This is a genomic window from Cytobacillus sp. QJM3NY_8 (assembly GCF_056173585.1).
This window is the reverse complement of record NZ_CM149681.1, coordinates 3,802,668-3,823,797: the sequence shown is the minus strand read 5'-3', so window position 1 is coordinate 3,823,797 and position 21,130 is coordinate 3,802,668. Positions and strand designations below refer to the sequence as shown.

The 21,130-nt window shown below is 41.1% G+C and carries 22 protein-coding genes; 21 read left to right on the top strand and 1 reads right to left on the bottom strand.

All coding sequences use genetic code 11. The annotated features are described in order from the left end of the window. The first annotated feature begins 40 nt into the window (after positions 1-40). From ypjB to AC0VZ9_RS19640, 4 genes are all read left to right on the top strand, one after another. The gene (gene ypjB, locus AC0VZ9_RS19655) at positions 41-817 is read left to right on the top strand and encodes a sporulation protein YpjB (protein WP_009332733.1); all 777 of its coding nucleotides are present in this window, start codon (positions 41-43) and stop codon (positions 815-817) included. A 534-nt stretch (positions 818-1,351) separates the two neighbouring features. Next, positions 1,352-2,032 (top strand): zinc metallopeptidase, encoded by a 681-nt coding sequence (locus tag AC0VZ9_RS19650; protein WP_019380396.1) that lies wholly within the window; start codon positions 1,352-1,354, stop codon positions 2,030-2,032. A gap of 124 nt (positions 2,033-2,156) precedes the next feature. After that, positions 2,157-2,489 carry a transposase gene (locus AC0VZ9_RS19645; protein ID WP_034296489.1) on the top strand — a complete coding sequence of 111 codons (333 nt, stop codon included), beginning with the start codon at positions 2,157-2,159 and terminating at the stop codon, positions 2,487-2,489. Next, positions 2,429-3,331 (top strand): IS3 family transposase, encoded by a 903-nt coding sequence (locus tag AC0VZ9_RS19640; protein WP_475397519.1) that lies wholly within the window; start codon positions 2,429-2,431, stop codon positions 3,329-3,331. The genes AC0VZ9_RS19645 and AC0VZ9_RS19640 overlap by 61 nt, the downstream gene beginning before the upstream one ends. 99 nt (positions 3,332-3,430) lie before the next feature. Here the strand turns inward: AC0VZ9_RS19640 and AC0VZ9_RS19635 are convergent, their stop codons facing one another. After that, entirely contained in the window at positions 3,431-4,303 is an 873-nt protein-coding gene (locus tag AC0VZ9_RS19635) for a YitT family protein (protein WP_019380451.1), read from the bottom strand. Between the two features lie 218 nt (positions 4,304-4,521). Between AC0VZ9_RS19635 and AC0VZ9_RS19630 the strand changes: the two genes are divergently transcribed. The 17 genes from AC0VZ9_RS19630 (at position 4,522) to AC0VZ9_RS19550 (ending at position 21,105) form a co-directional block, all read left to right on the top strand. Next, the gene (locus AC0VZ9_RS19630; protein WP_475396650.1) at positions 4,522-4,854 is read left to right on the top strand and encodes a nucleotide pyrophosphohydrolase; all 333 of its coding nucleotides are present in this window, start codon (positions 4,522-4,524) and stop codon (positions 4,852-4,854) included. Positions 4,855-4,868: 14 nt separating this feature from the next. Beyond that, the gene (gene dapB / locus AC0VZ9_RS19625) at positions 4,869-5,672 is read left to right on the top strand and encodes a 4-hydroxy-tetrahydrodipicolinate reductase (RefSeq protein WP_009332726.1); all 804 of its coding nucleotides are present in this window, start codon (positions 4,869-4,871) and stop codon (positions 5,670-5,672) included. A gap of 14 nt (positions 5,673-5,686) precedes the next feature. Continuing rightward, positions 5,687-6,109: a methylglyoxal synthase gene (gene mgsA, locus AC0VZ9_RS19620; RefSeq protein ID WP_009332725.1), complete on the top strand. Its 423-nt coding sequence runs from the start codon at positions 5,687-5,689 to the stop codon at positions 6,107-6,109. Continuing rightward, positions 6,096-6,812 (top strand): bacillithiol biosynthesis deacetylase BshB1, encoded by a 717-nt coding sequence (bshB1, locus tag AC0VZ9_RS19615; RefSeq protein WP_009332724.1) that lies wholly within the window; start codon positions 6,096-6,098, stop codon positions 6,810-6,812. Before mgsA ends, bshB1 begins: the two co-directional genes overlap by 14 nt. Further along, complete coding sequence (gene bshA, locus AC0VZ9_RS19610) at positions 6,809-7,954, top strand: N-acetyl-alpha-D-glucosaminyl L-malate synthase BshA (protein WP_475396649.1); 1,146 nt, start codon at positions 6,809-6,811, stop codon at positions 7,952-7,954. The genes bshB1 and bshA overlap by 4 nt, the downstream gene beginning before the upstream one ends. Further along, positions 7,951-9,159 (top strand): CCA tRNA nucleotidyltransferase, encoded by a 1,209-nt coding sequence (locus tag AC0VZ9_RS19605; RefSeq protein WP_475396648.1) that lies wholly within the window; start codon positions 7,951-7,953, stop codon positions 9,157-9,159. The genes bshA and AC0VZ9_RS19605 overlap by 4 nt, the downstream gene beginning before the upstream one ends. Then, positions 9,132-10,115: a biotin--[acetyl-CoA-carboxylase] ligase gene (locus tag AC0VZ9_RS19600; RefSeq protein WP_019380447.1), complete on the top strand. Its 984-nt coding sequence runs from the start codon at positions 9,132-9,134 to the stop codon at positions 10,113-10,115. Before AC0VZ9_RS19605 ends, AC0VZ9_RS19600 begins: the two co-directional genes overlap by 28 nt. Positions 10,116-10,384: 269 nt before the next feature. After that, a complete protein-coding gene (panB, locus tag AC0VZ9_RS19595) occupies positions 10,385-11,221 on the top strand; it encodes a 3-methyl-2-oxobutanoate hydroxymethyltransferase (RefSeq protein WP_475397518.1) in 837 nt (278 codons plus the stop codon). Continuing rightward, positions 11,218-12,075, top strand: a complete 858-nt coding sequence (gene panC / locus AC0VZ9_RS19590; protein WP_475396647.1) for a pantoate--beta-alanine ligase — start codon at positions 11,218-11,220, stop codon at positions 12,073-12,075. The genes panB and panC overlap by 4 nt, the downstream gene beginning before the upstream one ends. A gap of 14 nt (positions 12,076-12,089) precedes the next feature. After that, complete coding sequence (panD, locus tag AC0VZ9_RS19585) at positions 12,090-12,473, top strand: aspartate 1-decarboxylase (protein ID WP_009332718.1); 384 nt, start codon at positions 12,090-12,092, stop codon at positions 12,471-12,473. Positions 12,474-12,646: 173 nt separating this feature from the next. Next, positions 12,647-15,448, top strand: coding sequence for an ATP-dependent DNA helicase DinG (dinG, locus tag AC0VZ9_RS19580; protein WP_475396646.1), 2,802 nt, complete (start codon positions 12,647-12,649; stop codon positions 15,446-15,448). 154 nt (positions 15,449-15,602) lie between these two features. After that, entirely contained in the window at positions 15,603-16,451 is an 849-nt protein-coding gene (locus AC0VZ9_RS19575) for a ComEC/Rec2 family competence protein (RefSeq protein WP_019380443.1), read from the top strand. A gap of 307 nt (positions 16,452-16,758) precedes the next feature. Further along, a complete protein-coding gene (locus AC0VZ9_RS19570; protein WP_009332715.1) occupies positions 16,759-16,929 on the top strand; it encodes a YpmA family protein in 171 nt (56 codons plus the stop codon). Positions 16,930-16,944: 15 nt separating this feature from the next. Continuing rightward, positions 16,945-17,418 (top strand): cell wall elongation regulator TseB-like domain-containing protein, encoded by a 474-nt coding sequence (locus tag AC0VZ9_RS19565; protein WP_019380442.1) that lies wholly within the window; start codon positions 16,945-16,947, stop codon positions 17,416-17,418. Positions 17,419-17,477: 59 nt separating this feature from the next. Then, complete coding sequence (locus AC0VZ9_RS19560; RefSeq protein WP_252246548.1) at positions 17,478-18,662, top strand: pyridoxal phosphate-dependent aminotransferase; 1,185 nt, start codon at positions 17,478-17,480, stop codon at positions 18,660-18,662. Between the two features lie 259 nt (positions 18,663-18,921). After that, positions 18,922-20,214, top strand: a complete 1,293-nt coding sequence (asnS, locus tag AC0VZ9_RS19555; RefSeq protein WP_157888601.1) for an asparagine--tRNA ligase — start codon at positions 18,922-18,924, stop codon at positions 20,212-20,214. A gap of 180 nt (positions 20,215-20,394) precedes the next feature. Further along, positions 20,395-21,105 (top strand): DnaD domain-containing protein, encoded by a 711-nt coding sequence (locus AC0VZ9_RS19550; RefSeq protein ID WP_019380439.1) that lies wholly within the window; start codon positions 20,395-20,397, stop codon positions 21,103-21,105. The last annotated feature ends 25 nt before the right edge of the window (positions 21,106-21,130 follow it).

Here is a 21,130-nt window from a genome sequence, read left to right as displayed (position 1 = left end):
TCATATTTATCTAATAGTAATTTGAGGGGGGACAAGTTTAATGAGGCGAAAAGTAATCGCATTCTTATTCATTATTATGTTATTGCCTGGAATGGTGTCTGCGGATAAGACAACACAAATAGATAAATTAGATCAATTATCTAATGAAGCCTTACAGATGGTTAAGCTTCATAGGTATGAGGATGCCAAGAAGCTTTTGGAGTATTTTTCCGAGCAATTTGTTGCTGTGAATGGCAAGGAAAGGCCATTTACAATGGACGAACTCCGGATTATTACAGTCTCTCATGATGATGCTGTACAAGCTGCTGTCAATACATCAATGAGCCATGAAGAACGGCTGAATCATGCAACAAAGTTCCGCCTGGTTATGGATGCAATCTCCTCAAAGTATCAGCCTTTGTGGACCGAAATGGAGAAGCCGATTATGACTGTATTTGGAGAAGTTAAGGAAGCGGCATACAGAGGCAATAACGAGAACTTTCATTCACATTTGAATTCCTTTTTGTCTTTATATGAGGTTATTTATCCCAGTTTAAAAATTGATGTTGATGCCGAAAAGGTACAAAAACTGAACGCACGCATTAATTTTATCGATCATTATCGGCCGCAGGTGCTTTCTCAGCAGGCAAGTCAGCAGGAGCTGGCGGCATTGGAAAATGATCTGCAGACAATCTTTGATGAAATGACAGAAGATGAAACGGACCCATCCCTTTGGTGGGTAATCATTTCAACCGGGAGTATTATCATCATTACATTATCTTACGTAGGCTGGAGAAAATATAAGGGAGACAGGGCAAGACAAAAAAACAGATCGTGATAAGAAAAGAGGAAGCGCCTTGCCCACAAAGGAACGCAGACTAAGAACGCCACGTCCTCCTAAAAGCTTCGCTTTCGGTCGTGCGATGTTTTTGCTGACGAAGCCTACATTGTCCTGTGTGCCTCAAGCACAAGACGAGCCTCATGAAAAGGTGTTCTTTGCCTTTTTGGGGGGAGTCCCCGAAATGTGGAGTCCCTAGGAGCCGCAACTAGACAAACCGAAAAGTGGAGGCGACTGCCCAGGGACGACAGGCATAAGATGGTTCCTTCTGGAAGGAAACGGCTTATGACCCCGGGTCCCTAGGAGCCGTAACTAGACAAGCTTGTGACCTCCAGGTGGTAGGTGCTGTAGCTAGACAGTCCTCGAAGTTCAAAAATTTCTACACCCTTATTTTTGAACAAAAAGAATAATTGAGCGTCTTTTCCGTTTTGCAATAAAGGAAAATGGGAAAAAGATAATTAGAACTACTCATATGCTGGAGAGAAAAGCCAGCGGTTAAAATTCAACATGATCAGCTTGATGGGGGGTAACAAAATGGGAGGATATCTCATTTATTTTGCAATAATTATTCTTGTTCCGCTCTGGGCACAAATGAAAGTTAAGGGAGCTTACAGCAAATATTCAAAAATTCCTTCATCCACACAAATGAGAGGTGCTGAAGTAGCCAGAAGAATCCTGGATGAAAATGGCTTATATAACGTTGGCGTGGAAGAGACCAGGGGACATTTAACGGATCATTATGATCCGCGTTCTAAAACTGTCAGGCTATCAGCAACAAATTATCACGGCCATTCAGTGGCAGCAGCTGCCATTGCGGCCCATGAGGTTGGCCATGCAATTCAGGATAATCAGGATTACGCTTTTCTGCGTTTTCGCCATGCGCTTGTGCCTGTTGCAAATCTTGGTTCAAACTTCTCCTGGATTCTGATCATGATCGGTTTTTTTGCAGGATTGAGCGGAATGGTGCTGCTGGGAATTATCTTTATGGCAGCTGCAGTGGTATTCCAGGTTATCACTCTTCCTGTGGAGTTCAATGCTTCTAATCGTGCAATGGATCAGGTAGTGTCCCTCGGAATTATCAGAAACGATGAAGAACGGGAAACAAAAAAAGTTTTGAATGCAGCTGCATTGACATATGTGGCGGCAGCAGCTGTTGCTGTGCTGGAATTGCTGCGTTTAATCCTTATTTACACAGGTATGACAAGATCCGAGTAAGAAAAGCTGCTAGATAGTTATCTTAAAAAAGCCGGCTAGTGTTAATGTCCCCTTTAAGTAGACATTCAAAAAAACCTTCATGTTACCATGGAGGAAAGAATGCTACTTGGAGGGGATTTTTTCTATGGCAAAGAAAGGACAAACTTTTAATAGCTATTCGGAGGAGTTTAAACATAATGCCGTCATGAGATACGTGAATGGGTCTAAGAGCTATAAAGTGTTGTCAGAAGAATTGGGAATTCGTCACTGCAGCCAGCTTAAAGTGTGGGTTAAGAAATGGAAAGATGGAGTACCATTTGATGAGCGTAAAGGAGTCTCTAACCCTTTAAAAGGCAGGCCTAGGACTAAATTTAAATCGGTTGAAGAGGAAAGAGATTATTTAAAAGCACAGGTTGAATTTCTAAAAAAGCAGTATCCAAATCTGGTAAAGGAGGAGGAAACATACCCAGAAGAATAAATTATGAACTGGTTGATGAGTTAAGGGGGACCTATCCGGTCTCCTGGCTGCTGGAGATTGCCTATATCAAACCGGCTAGCTATTACAAATGGAAAAAAACGAATGTTAAACGGGAAGAGAAGGCTAAGGATGAACAAGTCATCCGTGAGCACATTTTGGGGATCCATTTCATGCATCCTGAATTTGGCCGGCCTCGTATTACAGATGAATTAAATGAAAACGGGTATTTAATTAACCACAAGAAGGTCTGCAGGCTGATGATGGAAATGGACATACAATCAGTCATCCGAAAGAAGAGAAAATGGCACGGTCGTAGTCCTTCTATCCTCTTCCCTAATCGCCTTAAAAGGAATTTCAGGGCTGCAGGACCTAATCAAAAGATGGTAACGGATATAACATATGTGTCTGTTGGAGAAGAATTTTATTATGTATCGGTCATACAGGATCTCTTTAATAACGAAATAGTAAGTTGGGAGCTATCTAAGAGAAATGATCTGGAACTTGTGTTAAATACAGTAGAAAAATGGACAAAGAAAAAAGACGTAGCTGAAGCCGTTCTCCATTCAGATCAAGGCTTCCAGTATACGTCAAAGCTATACAGCAGCCGATTAGAGGATTATGGCATCAAGGGCAGCCACTCTCGAAAAGGAAACTGCCTGGACAATGCCAGTGTAGAATCGTTCTTCTCACACCTCAAAACCGAGAAGCTGTATATAAATAAGTGTAAGTCAGAAGAAGAACTAGAACAAGCTCTTGAGGATTACCTCTACCATTACAAACGAAGACAAAAGAAACTAAAGATACGCGCGCCGATTGAATATCGACACGCGCTCACTGCTTAGCTTTTTATGTTGTCTACTTGACAGGGGCAAGACCACTAGCTGGCTTTTTCTTTTTGCTGAAAAAAGAGATGCCATTATGGCATCTCCTGGATCTATTCTTTAGCGTTCAACCGGCTTTTTATTTTCATCCAGAGTAAAGCCTTCCCCCAGTACGTCATGGACAGCTGTAACCGATACAAATGCATGCGGATCAACAGCTGTGATGACATTTTTCAAACGAACAATTTCATTGCGGCCAACTACACAATAGAGCACTTCCCGTTCTATCTTAGTGAAGGAGCCGTGGCCTTTTAACACGGTGACACCCCGGTCCATTTCTTTCATGATTTTATCGGCAATCGCTTCATTTTGTTCTGAAATGATCATCGCTCCCCTTGCTGCATAGGCGCCTTCTTGCATAAAATCAATTACTTTGGCACCGATAAAAACAGCAACAAGAGTATACATGGCCTCCCTGTAATCCAAGTATGTAATTAAAGAAAGTGCTATAACAAAAAAGTCAAAAATGAACATCGTTTTTCCCATGCTTACCCCTGCGTACTTATGGGTAAGCCTCGCGATTATATCCACTCCGCCTGTTGTGCCCCCATACCTGAAAATGGTCCCAAGTCCAATCCCGATGAAGACTCCGGCGAATAGAGAAGCAAGAGTTAAATCCTCTTTTAGAGGCATTTCGATCTGGTACCGCTGAAAAATCCACAAGAAAATGGACACAGCGACCGTTCCGATAATCGTGTAAACAAAAACATTCCTGCCAAGAAGTTTCCACCCTATAAAGAAAAGGGGTATATTCAGCAGCAAGTTTGTATAAGAAGGATCCCACTTGAACAGGAAATATAACAGCAGTGTTATCCCGGTGAATCCGCCTTCAGCCAAATTATTCTGCATATTAAAATGAACAAGGCCCCACGAAAAAATGGCCGCACCAAGCAAAATGAAAAAAATATTCTTAAATTTTACTCCAAAATGCATATTATCCCTCCACTGCCTGAATATCACAATACCAAAGCGTATCTAATTATATAAGATACAGAATATAAGAGCAATGACCTTTCCGGGACAAGATGGCAGAGGGGAATCAAATAAGCTCGATGATAAAAAATATTTGTAAAATAGCCGATCTTTAGCTTAACATGAAAAGTGGTAATCTCCGTATATAGATACACCTATAAAAAGCAGAGGTGAAATAAATGCAATCAGCAAAATCAATGAAAGATATGCAAACAGAAGTAGACACATACATAAGCCAATTTAAAGAAGGTTATTTCAGTCCATTGGCCATGCTTGCAAGAATGACTGAAGAACTTGGGGAACTATCGAGGGAAGTGAACCATTACTATGGTGAAAAACCCAAAAAATCCACCGAGGAAGAAAAAGCGATCGAAGAAGAGCTTGGAGATATGCTTTTTGTTCTAATATGCTTTGCTAATTCCTTAAATATTGACTTGGAAGAAGCGCACGATCGTGTCATGAAAAAATTCAGCACACGTGATAAAGACAGATGGACAAGAATTGAAGAATAGAAGGAGAGAAAACAATGGATAAAGTTAAAATTGTTATAGCGGGACCGCGGGGACGAATGGGAAGTGAAGCCGTCCAGCTTGTTAATCGAACAGAAAATTATGAAATAGCTGCAGTGATCGACCATAAAAATGGAGGAGGCTTTCTTGGCGATTTTGAAGGGTTTTCACAGTTTGGCCAGGTTCCGGTTTACACAGATCTTGCCTTATGCTTTCAGGAACTAAAACCAGATGTGCTTATTGATTTGACCACTCCGGAAGTAGGAATGTTCCACACGAAAACTGCACTGGAGTATGGTGTTAGACCAGTTGTTGGGACAACAGGCTTTTCGAAGGAAAATTTGAAAGAGCTTGAAGAACTTTGCCAGGAAAAAGGAATCGGCTGCATTATTGCCCCAAACTTTGCACTTGGTGCTGTATTAATGATGAAATTCTCACAATTAGCAGGAAGATATTTTAACGATGTGGAAATTATAGAGCTCCACCATGACCAGAAATTGGATGCTCCATCTGGAACTGCAGTGAAAACAGCAGAAATGATTGCTGATGTAAGAGAGAACAAAGAGCAGGGCCATTCACAGGAGAAGGAAACGATTCCTGGTGCAAGAGGCGCAAACTTTGATGGCATGCATATACACTCTGTACGGCTTCCTGGCCTGATTGCTCATCAGCAGGTTATGTTCGGTTCGGAGGGACAAACATTGACCATCCGCCATGACTCCTATAACAGGGCTTCCTTTATGTCTGGAGTAAAACTTGCTGTCGATACAGTTTTAAAAATTGATACTCTCGTCTACGGCCTCGAAAATATTATTGATTAGAAAGGGGTGCCAACATGAATATTGCCTTAATTGCCCATGATAAGAAAAAGGATGATATTGTAAGATTTGCAATCGCCTATAAATCAATTCTTGCTGAACATACCCTTTACGCTACTGGAACAACCGGTTCACGCATCATGAAGGAAACTGGCCTTTCCATTCATCGTTTTCAGTCTGGGCCACTTGGCGGGGACCAGGAAATTGGTGCTTTAATTGCTAACAATAAAATGGATGTAGTATTTTTCTTTAGAGATCCTCTGACTGTTCAGCCTCATGAGCCGGATGTTTCAGCTTTGGTGCGCCTCTGTGATGTATATGCCGTCCCATTGGCGACTAATATGGGCACTGCTGAAATTATTATTAAAGGACTGGAACGCAATGATTTATCATGGAGGAATATTGTAAGTGAAAAAGGTGACATGAATGAACCTGGATAATCTTGATATTCTGGCATTTGGTGCGCATGCTGATGATGTTGAAATTGGCATGGGCGGCACAATTGCCAAATTTGCCTCAATCGGAAAAAAAATTGGAATATGCGACTTGACCCGGGCCGAGCTTTCTTCTAATGGGACGGTTGAAATCCGTAAAGAGGAATCACTGAAAGCAGCTGATATTCTGGGGGTTAGTGTGCGGGAAACACTTAATCTGCCTGACAGGGGTTTATATTATAATCAGGAATACATAAAAAAGATTGCGGAAATGATCCGTAAATACAAGCCTGTTCTTGTGTTTGCACCTTACATGGAGGACAGGCATCCTGACCATGGCCATTGTGCCCGGCTGGTGGAAGAAGCCGTCTTTTCGGCCGGAATAAGAAAATACGAAACAGGGGGGGATTTTGCTCCGCATAAGGTGAAAAGCCTTCACTTTTACATGATAAATGGTTTCCATAAGCCTGACTTCCTAATTGATATCTCATCTTTTATGGATAAAAAAGCTGAAGGGCTGGAGTCTTATCAAAGTCAATTTGTAAAAAAACCTGGTTCATTTGATACTCCGCTTGTCAACGGTTATATTGAGACTGTTGCAGCGAGGGAAGGCCTATTTGGAAAACAGGCAGGGGTGGAATATGCAGAGGGCTTTAAAGTCAATAAGCCCTTAATGATTAATATGGATATATTCGGTGGAGAATTATGAGAAAAAAATTAAAAATAGGTATCACCTGCTATCCCACGGTGGGAGGATCAGGTGTTGTTGCAACAGAACTGGGTAAAATGCTGGCTGAAAAAGGCCATGAAATACATTTTATTTCATCAAGCCTCCCTTTTAGACTGAAAAGGATGTACCCAAATATTTTTTATCACCAGGTAGATGTAAATCAATACTCCGTGTTCCAATATGCTCCTTACGATATCGCGCTTGCAAGTAAAATGGCAGAAGTGATAAAACGTGAAGGACTTGACCTTCTTCATGTGCATTATGCAATCCCGCATGCAGTTTGTGCGATTCTGGCTAAGCAGATGAGCGGCACGGATATTAAGATTGTGACCACCCTTCATGGAACGGATATTACAGTTCTCGGGTATGATCCATCCCTGACAGATGCGATCCGTTTCGGAATCGAAAAGTCTGATGGCGTTACAGCTGTATCCAATGCGCTCATTTCGCAAACTTATGACCTGATAAAACCTGATAAATCTATAAGAGCAGTTTATAACTTTATAGATGAAAGAATATACAAGAAAACCGACTCTGCTTATCTTAAAGAAGAATATGGCATAAAACCGGATGAGAAGGTTATCATCCATGTTTCCAATTTTCGCGGTGTAAAGCGGGTACCTGATGTTGTTAAGGCTTTTGCAAAAATCACGGAAGAAGTTCCTTCCAAGCTGCTATTAGTAGGAGACGGACCGGAAATGACCGTTATATGCAGGCTGGTGAATGATCTGCAGCTTAAAGATAAGGTCTTGTTTTTGGGAAAACAGGATAATCTGGAGGAGCTATACAGCATCAGTGATTTAATGCTCTTATTATCCGAAAAGGAAAGCTTTGGACTTGTTGCTCTCGAGGCAATGGCATGCGGAGTGCCGTGCATCGGCACTAATACTGGGGGAATTCCAGAAGTAATCAGCGACGGTGAGACAGGTTATATTTGTACTCTGGGGGATATAACTGATATCTCAAAAAAAGCAATTAAACTGCTTAATGATGTGCCCCTGCTTGAAAGGTTTGCTTCCCAATCCATTTCACTCGCTAAAGGAAGGTTCAGTGCCAGTCAGATTGTCATTCAATATGAAGAGTTTTATTATGAACTTTTGGAAAAAGGTGACCTTCGATGAATGAAGCTTTTTTAAGGGCAGTTCCTGTCCTCGAGAATATAGAAGCGGCAGGTTATGAGGCCTATTTTGTAGGAGGCTCAGTACGGGATTTTATCCTTGGCAAGGAAATTGCGGACGTCGATATTGCCACTTCCGCTGCCCCTGAGGAAGTCAAAATCATATTCCCAAGAACACTTGATGTGGGCATCGAGCATGGCACTGTGGTTGTACTGCATAATGGCATACCCTATGAAATTACAACTTTCAGGTCAGAGGCTGAATATCTGGATTTTAGGAGGCCTTCAAAGGTTCAATTTATCAGGTCTCTAAAAGAGGATTTGAAAAGAAGAGATTTTACAATGAACGCCATTGCTATGGATAAGAAAGGGCATCTTATTGATCCATTTAACGGCAGGGGAGCAATAGAAGAGAAAAGAATCTGCACCGTTGGACAGCCTGCTGAGAGATTTACTGAAGATGCACTTCGAATGATGAGAGCAGTCCGCTTTTATAGTCAGCTTGCATTCGAAATTGAAAAAAACACTTATGATGCTTTGGCATCTTTGGCTCATTTACTTGAAAACATTGCAGTTGAAAGAAAGCTGGCAGAATTCGAAAAACTATTAGCAGGAACCAGCCGGATGAAAGCTCTTATGATAATTGGGGAAACAGGACTATCTAAGTATCTGCCAAATATGTCTGGCTTCCAAAAGGAATTAATGCAGGCAGAAGATTATAATGCAGCTGAACTGACAGTGGATGAAATGTGGGCCTTTCTTGCATGCATCTTTAACTTGGACGAGTCGCAGGCTGAAGCCTTTTTCAAAAGCTGGAAACTGCCTGTAAAGAAAATAAAAAAGATATTGGCAATTAATAAATGGATTCGGTATAGAGCCAAAAATAAGTGGGATGCCTATTCCCTTTACCAGGCAGGATGCGTTTCACTAAACTCCGAGCGGGTCCTCAACGTAATCGTGCATGAGGACTCAAACAGGGGAACCGATATCCTGGTGAGTCAATATAATTGCCTGCCGATTAAAGAGAGAAGCGATCTTCAGCTTACCGGAGATAACCTGATGGATTGGTTTGGCAAACCTCCTGGACCCTGGATTAAAGCAATTCTTGAAAAAACGGAGGAAGCTGTCTTGCGCGGCGAATTGAATAATAGCAATGAATCCATAAGGGAGTGGCTCATAAATTGCAATCAGAAATTAGGAAAAAATTGATTGATGCTTTTACGAAGAGCAAGGAGGAATACCTTTCAGGCCAGTATTTAGCCGACCTGATTGGCTGCTCAAGAACGGCTGTATGGAAGCATATTGAAGAGCTGAGGAAAGAAGGCTTTGAACTGGAAGCGGTCAGAAGAAAGGGATATCGGATTACGAAAACACCTGAAAAGGTTACTCCTGATGAAATCAGGCTGGGTCTGCAGACTGAAACACTTGGCCGTCAAATTCATCATGAAGAAAGTGTTGACTCAACACAGAAGATTGCTCATCGCCTTGCTTACGAAGGTGCGCAGGAAGGAACGGTCGTCATCGCGGAGGAACAGCTTTCAGGCAGGGGAAGAATGGACAGGAGATGGCATTCCCCGAAATCAACAGGCGTATGGATGAGTGTTATCCTGAGGCCGAATATTCCACCTCCGAAAGCACCGCAGCTGACGCTCATTACAGCGGTGGCTGTTGTACAGGCGATTGAAGAGCTGACAGATTTAACACCGCAAATTAAATGGCCGAATGATATATTAATGAACGGGAAGAAAGTTACAGGAATCCTGACGGAACTGCAGGCGGATGCAGACCGCATTATTTCAATAATCATCGGCATCGGAATCAATGTTAACCAGGAGCTTGATGATTATCCAGATGAACTTAAAGACATTGCCACTTCTATATCCATTGAAAAAGGCGAAAAGCTTTCAAGAGCGGAGCTGATTAGAGTATTACTGGCAAAACTGGAAAACCTTTATAAACTGTATTTAGATAAAGGCTTCTATCCGATTAAGCTTTTATGGGAAAGTTATGCTGTCAGCATTGGTAAGAACCTTACTGCAAGAACTATTACCGGCAGTATATATGGCAAGGCTCTTGGAATTACAGAAGATGGAGTCCTGATGATCGAAGACAGCAGCGGAAAGGTCCATCATGTCTATTCTGCGGACATTGAGCTGGATGTTTAATTGTTTGCCTAAAATTTTTATAGCCAATTCTTTTGCCTTTTTGATATACTTTTTATGGGCAGTATCCTTAAAAGAACTGCACCTTTTTTGAGCGAATCATAAAATAAATAGATATCTGCCTAGATCCAAAAAAATGGACCGGGACAGAGGGATGAACTGATATATGAGCTATTGCAAAATCCTTCTGCCTACAGAAGGATTTTTTAATGTTCTGTTTTTTAACTCATTTGGAAGTTTTATTGCCTCTTCCTGCATAAGGAGGACGAATGATGAAGCAAACAACTGATTTTCTAAAAATGAAGGAAAATGAAGAGAAAATTGTAATGCTGACAGCTTATGATTTCCCTGCTGCCAAACAGGCCGAAGGGGCCAATGTGGACATGATTCTTGTGGGGGACTCGCTTGGGATGGTAGTGCTGGGCTATGATTCAACTGTTCCAGTTACAATGGAGGATATGATTCATCATGGAAAGGCTGTCAAACGTGGAGCAAAAAATACATTTATTGTGATTGATATGCCGTTTATGAGCTATCACTTGTCCGCAAAAGATACACTTATAAATGGAGCAAGGCTCATTCAGGAAACAGGGGCACATGCTGTTAAGCTTGAAGGCGGTGATGAAGTCGCACAACAAATTGGAGCGTTAACAAAAGCAGGCATTCCTGTTGTTGCCCACCTGGGCCTGACACCACAATCTGTGGGGGTCCTTGGGGGATATAAAGTTCAGGGGAAAAACGCTGAAGCAGCCAGAAAGCTGATTGATGATGCCAGAGAATGTGAGAGGGCTGGAGCTTTCGCTCTTGTCCTTGAGTGTGTTCCAAAACAGCTGGCAAAGCAGATTACTGAAGAATTGACGATTCCTGTCATTGGGATAGGGGCCGGCAAGGATACAGATGGACAGGTTCTTGTTTACCATGATGTATTGGGATACGGTGTAGAGCGTGTTCCAAAGTTTGTGAAACAGTATGAAAACCTGAACCCAATTATCGGCGATAGTCTTGCAGCTTATTCAGCAGAAGTGAAGAACGGATCATTTCCTGATGATTCCCATTCCTTCAAGATGAAAGAGGAAGAGGTGCTGAGCTTGTACGGAGGAAAAGCATGAGAACGATTACTGATATAAGAGAAATGCAAAGTATTGCTTTACAGCTTAAGAGGGAAGGAAAGACAATTGGATTCGTCCCGACAATGGGTTATTTACACGAAGGTCATCTCTCCTTATTAAGTGCCGCCAGAGAAGAAAATGATGTGACAGTGGTAAGCATCTTTGTCAATCCGCTTCAATTCGGCCCTAAAGAAGATTTAGCGACATATCCCAGGGATTTCGAGCGTGACAGCAGCCTTGCAGAGAAAGAGGGGAATGACTACATCTTCTTTCCTTCAGCAGAGGAAATGTATCCTGAGACTCCGTCTGTAACAGCTAAAGTACAGGATCGTACGGATGTTTTATGCGGAAAATCCAGGCCGGGACATTTCGATGGTGTTGCAACGGTCCTTATAAAGCTCTTTAACATTGTACAGCCTGATAAAGTATATTTTGGGATGAAGGATGCTCAGCAGGTGGCCGTTGTTGATAGGCTAGTACGAGATTTCAATATTCCAGTGGAAATTGTCCCTGTTCAGACGTTCAGAGAAGAAGATGGATTGGCTAAGAGCTCAAGAAACGTACATCTTCTTCCGGCAGAACGAGATCAAGCAGCAGCTCTCCACCAAAGTCTTAAGATGGCGGAGTCCGCTATAGATGAAGGGGAACAAGATCCCCGGAAGATTCTAGCCTGCATGAAGGAATTCATCACAAAAAATACAAGCGGGGAAATAGATTATATTGAAATCCTATCCTATCCCCACCTTAAACAGCTTTCCCGCCTGGAAGGTAAAATCATCATCGCAATGGCCGTTAAATTCTCAAAGGCCCGTTTAATAGATAACGCTATAATATCAGTAAAAAAACAAAGCTAAGGGAGGAAGACAGCATGTTTCGCACCATGATGAATGGCAAGATCCATCGTGCAACAGTAACAGAAGCCAATCTTAATTATGTTGGCAGCATCACTATCGATACAGACATTATTGAAGCAGTAGGCATGGCTCCCAATGAGAAAGTTCAAATTGTTAATAATAACAATGGAGCACGATTTGAAACCTATATTATACCCGGTGAAAGAGGGAGCGGCGTAATCTGTGTTAATGGTGCAGCTGCACGCCTTGTACAGGAAGGGGATATTGTCATTATCATTTCATATGCTCTCGTTCCTGATGAAAAGGTGCCTTATCATGAACCAAAGGTAGCGATAATGGACAGCAGCAATCGGATCGCTGACATGATACATGCAGAGCCGGAAAGTACAGTTTTTTAAATAGAGTTTTATAAAGTGCTGAACTCCTATGGAGATTCAGCTCTTTTTTATAAACAGCCTGAATAACTGCATAGTTCAAGTGGAAGAAAAATAATAAGGGGAAAAGCTATTTGCCTTTTTCTTTTTCCGTTTTTATGATACCGTTTGAATGACTGAATATTGAGGTGTTAGCCATGGGTAATAAATATGTTGTAGTGGATTTGGAAACAACCGGGAACGCCCCGAAAAAAGGCGATAAAATGATACAATTTGCTGCTGTGGTGATTGAAAACGGAAAAATCACAGAGGAATACTCCTCCCTTGTAAACCCGGAGCAATCCATCCCCCCGTTTATAGAAGAACTGACAGGATTGTCAGATGAAATGGTCGAGAATGCCCCGCTCTTTTCGGAAATTGCCCCTAAAGTCTTGACTTTGCTTGAGGGTGCTTATTTTGTGGCTCATAATGTTTTATTTGATTTATCTTTTTTACAGGAAGAATTAATTGAGGCAGGATATAACGGATTTTACGGTCCTGTTCTTGATACAGTTGAGATGGCCCGTATTCTTTTTCCGACTGCAGATAGCTTTAAATTATCTGATCTTGCACTCCGGGAAGGCCTTAATCATGAACGTCCCCATCAGGCAGACAGTGATGCGTATGTGACCGCTGAGCTCCTGTTAATATTATTGAATAAGCTTAAAAACCTTCCCCATAACACCATAGACCTGCTGCATAAGCTGTCTGGAGGCTTAAAGAGTGATCTTGATATATTATTGGACGAGTTCATTGCGGTTAATGAAAGTAGGATTGGTTATTTAGATGATGGGATTGAAGTTCACAGAGGGATTGCACTGAAAAAAGAAATGAAACCACGGGAACTAGCAGGCTCCGAATTTCAGGGCTTTCCTTTCAGTGAAGAGGAAAAGCTGGAAATGTTCATTAAAGCCTTCCCTTCTTTTGAAAAAAGAGAAGGCCAGTTTATCATGATGGATTCGGTTTATGGAGCGTTCAAAAATAAACGGCATGCATTGATTGAGGCAGGCACTGGTGTTGGGAAGTCCTTGGCATATCTTGTTCCATCAGCTGTTTATGCAAAGGAAAGCGGAAGAACTGTTATTATCAGTACATATACAACACAGCTTCAGGAGCAGCTGCTGAGGAAGGATGTTCCACTGCTTCAAAAAATGCTGCCATTCCCGCTTAAAGCTGTATTGCTGAAGGGAAGAAGCCATTATATCAGCCTTGCGAAGTTCGCTCAAACGTTAAGAGATGATGAAGATAATTATGATACAACCCTTAGCAAAATGCAGATTCTTGTCTGGCTGCTGGAGACTGACACAGGTGATATTGATGAATTAAACCTGTCAAGCGGCGGGATGATTTACTGGAGCAGGATAAAGAATGATGAAACAGCTTTTTTACAGGATAAGTCTTGGATTTCCAGAGATTTTTATCTAAGGGCAAGAAAGGATGCCCAAAAGGCAGATATCATTATTACGAATCACTCACTGCTTTTAACGGATCTAACAGCAGATAATGTTATTTTGCCTGAATTCAGCCATGTGGTGATCGATGAGGGACATCATTTTGTTAAGGCTTCTGGGAAACATTTTGGCAATAAGCTTGATTATCTATCAGTTCGGCTGATGCTTGGTCAAATTGGATTATTTGAACAGAAGCAGCTGTATTATAAGCTTGAAAAGCTGGTGGAAGAGAAAGCAGCGGCACCTGATGATGTCATGCATTCTTTTGAAATCAACCAAACAATAGCTGACATTATTCATGAAATGGATGAGTTGTTTAGAGTTATAGCGATTTATGCTAAAAAATATACAAAAGCAAAAAAAAGCGTAAATCGAATTACGGTCCGATTTAATAGAAATGCTGATAACAAGGAAACGAATGTCGTATTAGCGAGTGCCGAACGTTTTAAATTTATGCTTAAGGAATTGATCCAGGGCATAGACAGCCGTGTAGGAGCAGTTACAAATATTAAATCAGCTCTTTCTCTTGAGGAGAAGGCATTAATGGAGGAAGTGGCTTCCATTCTGGATGATTTAAGGGGAATGTATGAGGATTTAAACCATATCTTTCACTTGCCGTCCCGGGAATTTGTTGTTTGGATTGAAATGGATACTCGCTCTGCACAAAATGCTACAACTGTTTATGCACAGCCTGTATCAGTTTCTGAATATCTTAATGAACAATTCTTCAGCCAAAAGGAAAGTACGGTCATTACATCTGCCACTTTATCTGTGAAAAATTCTTTCAGTTTTATTCTAAAGGAACTAGGGCTTGAGGAACAGCAATGCACTCTAAAGCAAATTCAATCTCCTTTTGATTATCAAAGGCAGGTTAAGCTAGTGATTTCTGATGATTTGCCTGAAGTGAATGCAGTACCGCTCGAGGAGTATGTGGCATCAATTACCGAGCATATAATTTCAATTGCGGAAGCAGCGAAAGGAAGAATGCTGATTCTTTTCACTTCGCATGAGATGTTAAGAAGAACCTATGAGCTTATAAAGGAATCAGGGTTCCTGGAGGATTATGTTCTCATTGCCCAGGGTGTTACAAGCGGAAGCAGATCAAGACTTACGAGGAATTTTCAGCGATTTGATAAAGCCATTCTTTTAGGGACAAGCAGCTTTTGGGAAGGTGTGGATATCCCTGGTGAGGATCTTTCCTGTCTTGTAATTGTCAGGCTGCCATTTTCACCTCCAGATGAACCGATGGCACAGGCGAAAAATGAGCAAATTGCAAAGGAAGGAAAAAATTCGTTTTCCGAATACTCATTGCCCGAAGCAGTTATCCGCTTTAAGCAAGGTGTCGGGAGATTAATTAGAACAAGTTCGGATAGAGGAGTCATCGTGATATTTGACCGAAGAATTATCACCGCAAGGTATGGAAAGGCATTTCTGGATTCCATTCCGCCTATTCCTGTCCAGAAAAGTAATATTGATGAAATTGTCGAATTAATTTATACTTGGCTGTAAAAAATTCCGCGATTTTCACCGGAATCCTACTATGAGAACAAGGCATCTGGTTTTTATCAGGATAAATTTAGATGATTAACGCATTATAATTTTGTGGGTTCTTTATTTATAAATCCTCAGTATGCTTTTGTTCATATGTAGGAGGAATGGAAAGATGAACGTGCTGTTCGCCTTTATGCTACTGTTCACGAATTGGTATTACATACCTAAGGATTCACCAGCAGTTCCTGTTAAAGTGGAAAGCATTGATCTAAAACTAAAAAGTGATGAGCTGGCTTTTACGTTTTTTTCCTTGTCTGATGGCGAGGCTTCCTTGCTTCATCATGGAAATGACGAAAAAGTCCTTATTAACACCGGCGGGCCAGGAACAGAGGAAGAATTAAAGAAGCTTCTTGAATTATATGGCGTAAATAGGATTTCAGCTATTATCCTGACAGATGAGGAATTATATAACGTGGCCAGCCTTAAATGGCTGATAGAAGATTTTGGGGTTAAAGAAATTATTGCCTATGATTCTGCAGTTTCTGAGTTGAGGGCTGAGAACGGAATCAGTGACCTTAGTCTGCATGCCTGGAATCAGAATTTTAAGCAGCAGCTATTTCCGGGGTTGCTTGCAGAAGTTCTTTACGCAGGTAATGAATCGGGGGAAGGAATGGATATTTCCTTTACATTTGCAAGGCATCGTGTATTATTTATGAACTCGACTAGTCCAAAATCTAAAGATTTTCTCATGAAAAAAGAGTTATCCAATGTTAATATTGTAAAACTTCCTGCGTTTGGCAGGAACGATTCCATATCAGAAGAGATGATCAAACATTTGGATCCGCAGATCGCCATTCTTTTTTATAAACCATCCATAAAACATGATTCGGATCTGTTCGGGCTGTTAAACGATGCCTGGGTTGATGTATATTATACAAGAAAGCACGGAACCGTCACCATCAAATTTACAGACATTAATTATGAATTATTCACGATTTTCCAGGGCGAGGAGTTCAAATAAACATATACCTTCACCAAAATATCAAAGGGAAATATTTTGTGAAGGTAATGACTTTTAGGGGGAAGTTTACCACTTTCAACAGGCCAAATAATTAGCAATCAAAATTTAATGGCCAAATGAAAAAAGCTGCGCTTGCGGCGCAGCTTGACGTGATGGACCAGAAGAAAATTTGTAGTTGTTTTAATACCAGTTAATCAATTCTGCTGTTATACTGTTACTGAGATTTATTTCTTTGTAAAATTAGTTTAACCTTAACGGCTGGGTATATAAGTTACAAATATTGTAGAGGCTGAGGAGGAATTCCAGAATGGAAAGCAAAATTGAGGTTTTATCTACCGTGAAGATCCAGCAAAGCCCGGATCTGTATAAAATTGTTGATGCACTGAACAGAACTTTAAAAGAAAAAGATTTGATGTTCGGTTTGGCGCTTGATCAGGAAGACCAAAATAAAGCGATTTTTACGATTTATCGTACATAAAAGAGTGATTGAGACATGAAGAGAGCAATATGGGGTATCATTATTCTGCTTGTCATATGCATTGGAGCAGGCTCTTTAATTTATTTCAACAGCATGAAGCCGGTTAGAGCGGCAGAATCAAAGGCTGTAGAGCTTGCGAAAAAGGAAACAGATCTTGCTGAAACTGAAGATTTCAATTTATATCATGGCACTGAGACCTACTATGTAATCGAGGGTAAAGATCATGATGGGACAAGTATATATGTGTGGGTTCCAGAAAAAAAAGGGAAAATCGTTACACTGAAAGAATCTGAAGGAATTTCCAGAAATGAGGCCATTAACAGACTTAAGCAGGAGAAAAATGCTGCTGAAATCATGTCTGTGCGGCTTGGAATGGAGAAAAATATTCCATTATGGGAAATTCATTACCGTTCCGGCAGTGATTTAATAAATTATTATTATATAGATTTTAAAACAGGAGAATGGCTAAAAAAAATTGAAAATCTATAGCCTGAGGCATTACAGCGCCTTAGTGCAGGAGAAAATCGGGAGGAAGCAAGCAAATGGAGATTCAACTGGCACAAAGAGTAAAAGCGTTGACACCATCAACAACTCTGGCAATCACAGCAAAAGCAAAAGAGCTAAAAGCCCAGGGACATGATGTTATTGGATTGGGAGCAGGCGAGCCGGATTTTAATACGCCGCAGCATATTATCGATGCAGCAGTGAAATCAATGAATGAGGGACATACAAAATATACGGCTTCAGCAGGTCTTCCAGCATTAAAGAAAGAAATCGCAAACAAGTTTAAAAAAGACCAGGGACTTGAGTATGACGCTTCAGAAATCATCGTTACCAATGGTGCAAAGCATGGCTTATATACACTTTTCCAGGTTTTGCTTAATGAAGGGGATGAAGTCATTATCCCGACTCCATATTGGGTCAGCTATCCTGAACAGGTTAAACTAGCAGGAGGTATTCCTGTTTATGCAGAGGGAAGAGAAGAGAATGATTTTAAGATCACACCGGAACAGCTGGCTAAAAGCCTAACTGACAAAACCAAGGCAGTGATTATTAACTCACCAAGCAACCCGACCGGCATGCTTTATTCAGCGGAGGAATTAAAGGAGCTTGGCGAGGTTTGTTTAAAGCATAATGTCCTTATCATTTCTGATGAAATCTATGAAAAACTGGTATATGGCGGCCACCAGCATACTTCGATTGCTGAAATTTCACCTGAACTTAAAGAACAAACCATTATCATTAATGGGGTATCCAAGTCTCATTCCATGACAGGGTGGAGAATTGGATATGCAGCAGGTAATAAGAATATTATTAAGGCCATGACCAACCTTGCCAGCCACAGCACATCCAACCCGACAACAACAGCACAATATGGTTCAATCGCTGCATATGCCGGATCACAGGATACACTGGAAGAAATGAGAGAAGCATTCGAACATCGATTAAATGTTATCTATGATAAATTAATCAGCATTCCAGGCTTTACTTGTGTAAAACCACAAGGAGCATTTTACCTGTTTCCCAATGTGAAAAAGGCAGCAGAATTGACCGGTTTTGAGAGTGTCGATGAATTTGTTAAGGCTCTTCTTGAGGAAGCGATGGTTGCAGTAATTCCAGGTTCTGGTTTTGGCTCTCCGGATAATATCCGTTTATCATATGCAACTTCTCTTGAATTATTAGAAAAAGCTGTGGAACGGATGCATGGATTTGTAGAAAAGAACATGAAGTAAAGAAAAGCGGAAGCGCCTTGCCCACGCCGACACCTCGAGACGGTAGGCTGCTTACGCTAGAAAGTTATCGACGTTCAAAATTTTGGACTTTCTAATTTTTGTGAAACAGGAGCGCTGGATTATATCCGGCCTCCTTCTGTATTTTTCGTAAGAACACTTAAAATATTACTAATATTGCTTGTCAATGTGCTTGAAGGTATAATATATAGCGTTACATAAGAAGTGATTGCTTAGATTTTTTTGGAGGGAACATAAATTGATAAAAACAACAATTTCTCAAGTTCATAAATATGTTGATCAGGAAGTTACGATTGGAGCTTGGATTGCCAACAAGCGCTCAAGCGGAAAGATTGCATTTTTACAGCTGCGCGATGGGACTGGTTTTATTCAAGGTGTTGTAGTGAAAGCGGAAGTGCCGGAAGAGATTTTCCAGGGTGCAAAATCAGTTACACAGGAATCTTCTGTTTATGTTACTGGCAAGATTCAAAAGGATGAGCGTTCACCTTTCGGATTTGAAATGCTGGTTACAGGCCTGGAAGTTATTCATCAGGCTGTGGACTATCCGATTACTCCTAAAGAACATGGAACTGAATTCCTAATGGACAATCGTCACTTATGGCTGCGCTCCCGCCGACAGCATGCAGTCATGAAAATCAGAAATGAAATTATCCGGGCAACTTATGAGTTTTTCAACGAGCAAGGTTTTTCAAAGGTTGACCCTCCAATTTTGACGGGAAGCGCCCCAGAAGGTACATCGGAACTTTTTGCGACAAAGTATTTTGATGAAGATGCTTATTTATCACAAAGCGGCCAGCTTTATATGGAGGCAGCTGCTATGGCTCTTGGAAAAGTATTTTCATTCGGGCCGACCTTCCGTGCTGAAAAATCCAAAACTCGCCGTCATTTAATCGAATTTTGGATGATTGAACCTGAAATGGCTTTCTGTGAGTTTGATGATAACCTGAAAGTACAGGAAGAATATGTAGCTCATATTGTACAATCTGTTCTTAAGAACTGTTCAATTGAACTCAAAACACTAGGCCGTGATACGGAGAAACTTGAAAAAATTACGGCACCATTCCCGCGCATCACGTATGATGAAGCAATTAAGTTTCTTCAGGAAAAAGGTTTTGATGATATCCAGTGGGGAGACGACTTTGGTGCACCGCATGAGACAGCAATTGCAGAAAGCTATGATAAGCCAGTCTTTATCACACACTATCCAACTTCACTGAAACCATTCTATATGCAGCCTGATCCATCAAGAGAAGATGTTGTATTATGTGCCGACTTGATTGCACCTGAAGGGTATGGAGAAATCATCGGTGGCTCTGAGCGTATTCACGACTATGACCTTCTAAAGCAGCGCCTTGATGAACATAAGTTAGATAGGGATGCTTACAAATGGTACCTGGAGCTTCGTCAATATGGGTCCGTACCGCATTCGGGATTTGGTCTTGGACTTGAAAGAACAGTTGCGTGGATAAGCGGCGTCGAGCATGTACGTGAAACAATTCCTTTTCCTCGTTTATTAAACCGCCTATATCCATAATTTTTTAAAAAACTGATAGATAAAGCAGAAATCCGCCTTCCGCGGATTTTTTGCTTCTTCAGATTCCCGCAACATCTTCCAGAAGAAAGCAGTCAAGCTGAATCTTCATGGAAAAGTTACCGGTTTTTCATCTCACTTTGGCCACTGTGTTCATGATATACTGAGAAGGAGGTGTCCCGAATGTCTAAAAATAGTTTATTAAAATGGCTTCAGGAAGGAAATATTTCAATACCTGGAGTCCTGCTTTCTCAATATAAAGAAATGAATTTGAATGAGCATGAACTCGTCTTAATTCTTCATGTAATTTCCTATATTGAACATGGGAATGAATTTCCCACCCCTGTAGAATTATCTTCGCGCATGACCATTTCTGTGGCTGAATGTACGGATATGCTAAGGAAACTAATCCAAAAAGGATTTTTTGATATCAAAGATAGCTACTCTGCTGATGGCATCAGATATGAAAAATACCATCTAGATCCGCTTTGGGAGAAGCTCATTGATCAGTTTCTGCTCAGCGGCAAGAAAGAGGAAGCTGTTAAGATACAGCAGGAGGAAACAGATCTTTATACTTGCTTTGAAAGGGAATTCGGCAGGCCGCTTTCACCTTTTGAATGTGAAACACTTGCGCTCTGGATGGATGATGATCATCATGATCCCCATATTATAAAAGCTGCATTAAGAGAATCTGTCCTGTCCGGCAAACTGAATTTCAGATATATAGACAGGATTCTTTTTGAGTGGAAAAAGAATGGCATAAAAACGATTGAACAGGCTAAAAGCTATGGAAAAAAATTCAGGCAGAACCAGGCACAGCTAAGGACAAAGAGGGAAGACACTCCGTCACAGACGACGAAATCTGTTCCCTTTTATAATTGGCTTGAACAGTAAGCAGGCTAAAGCTGCACCCAAAATA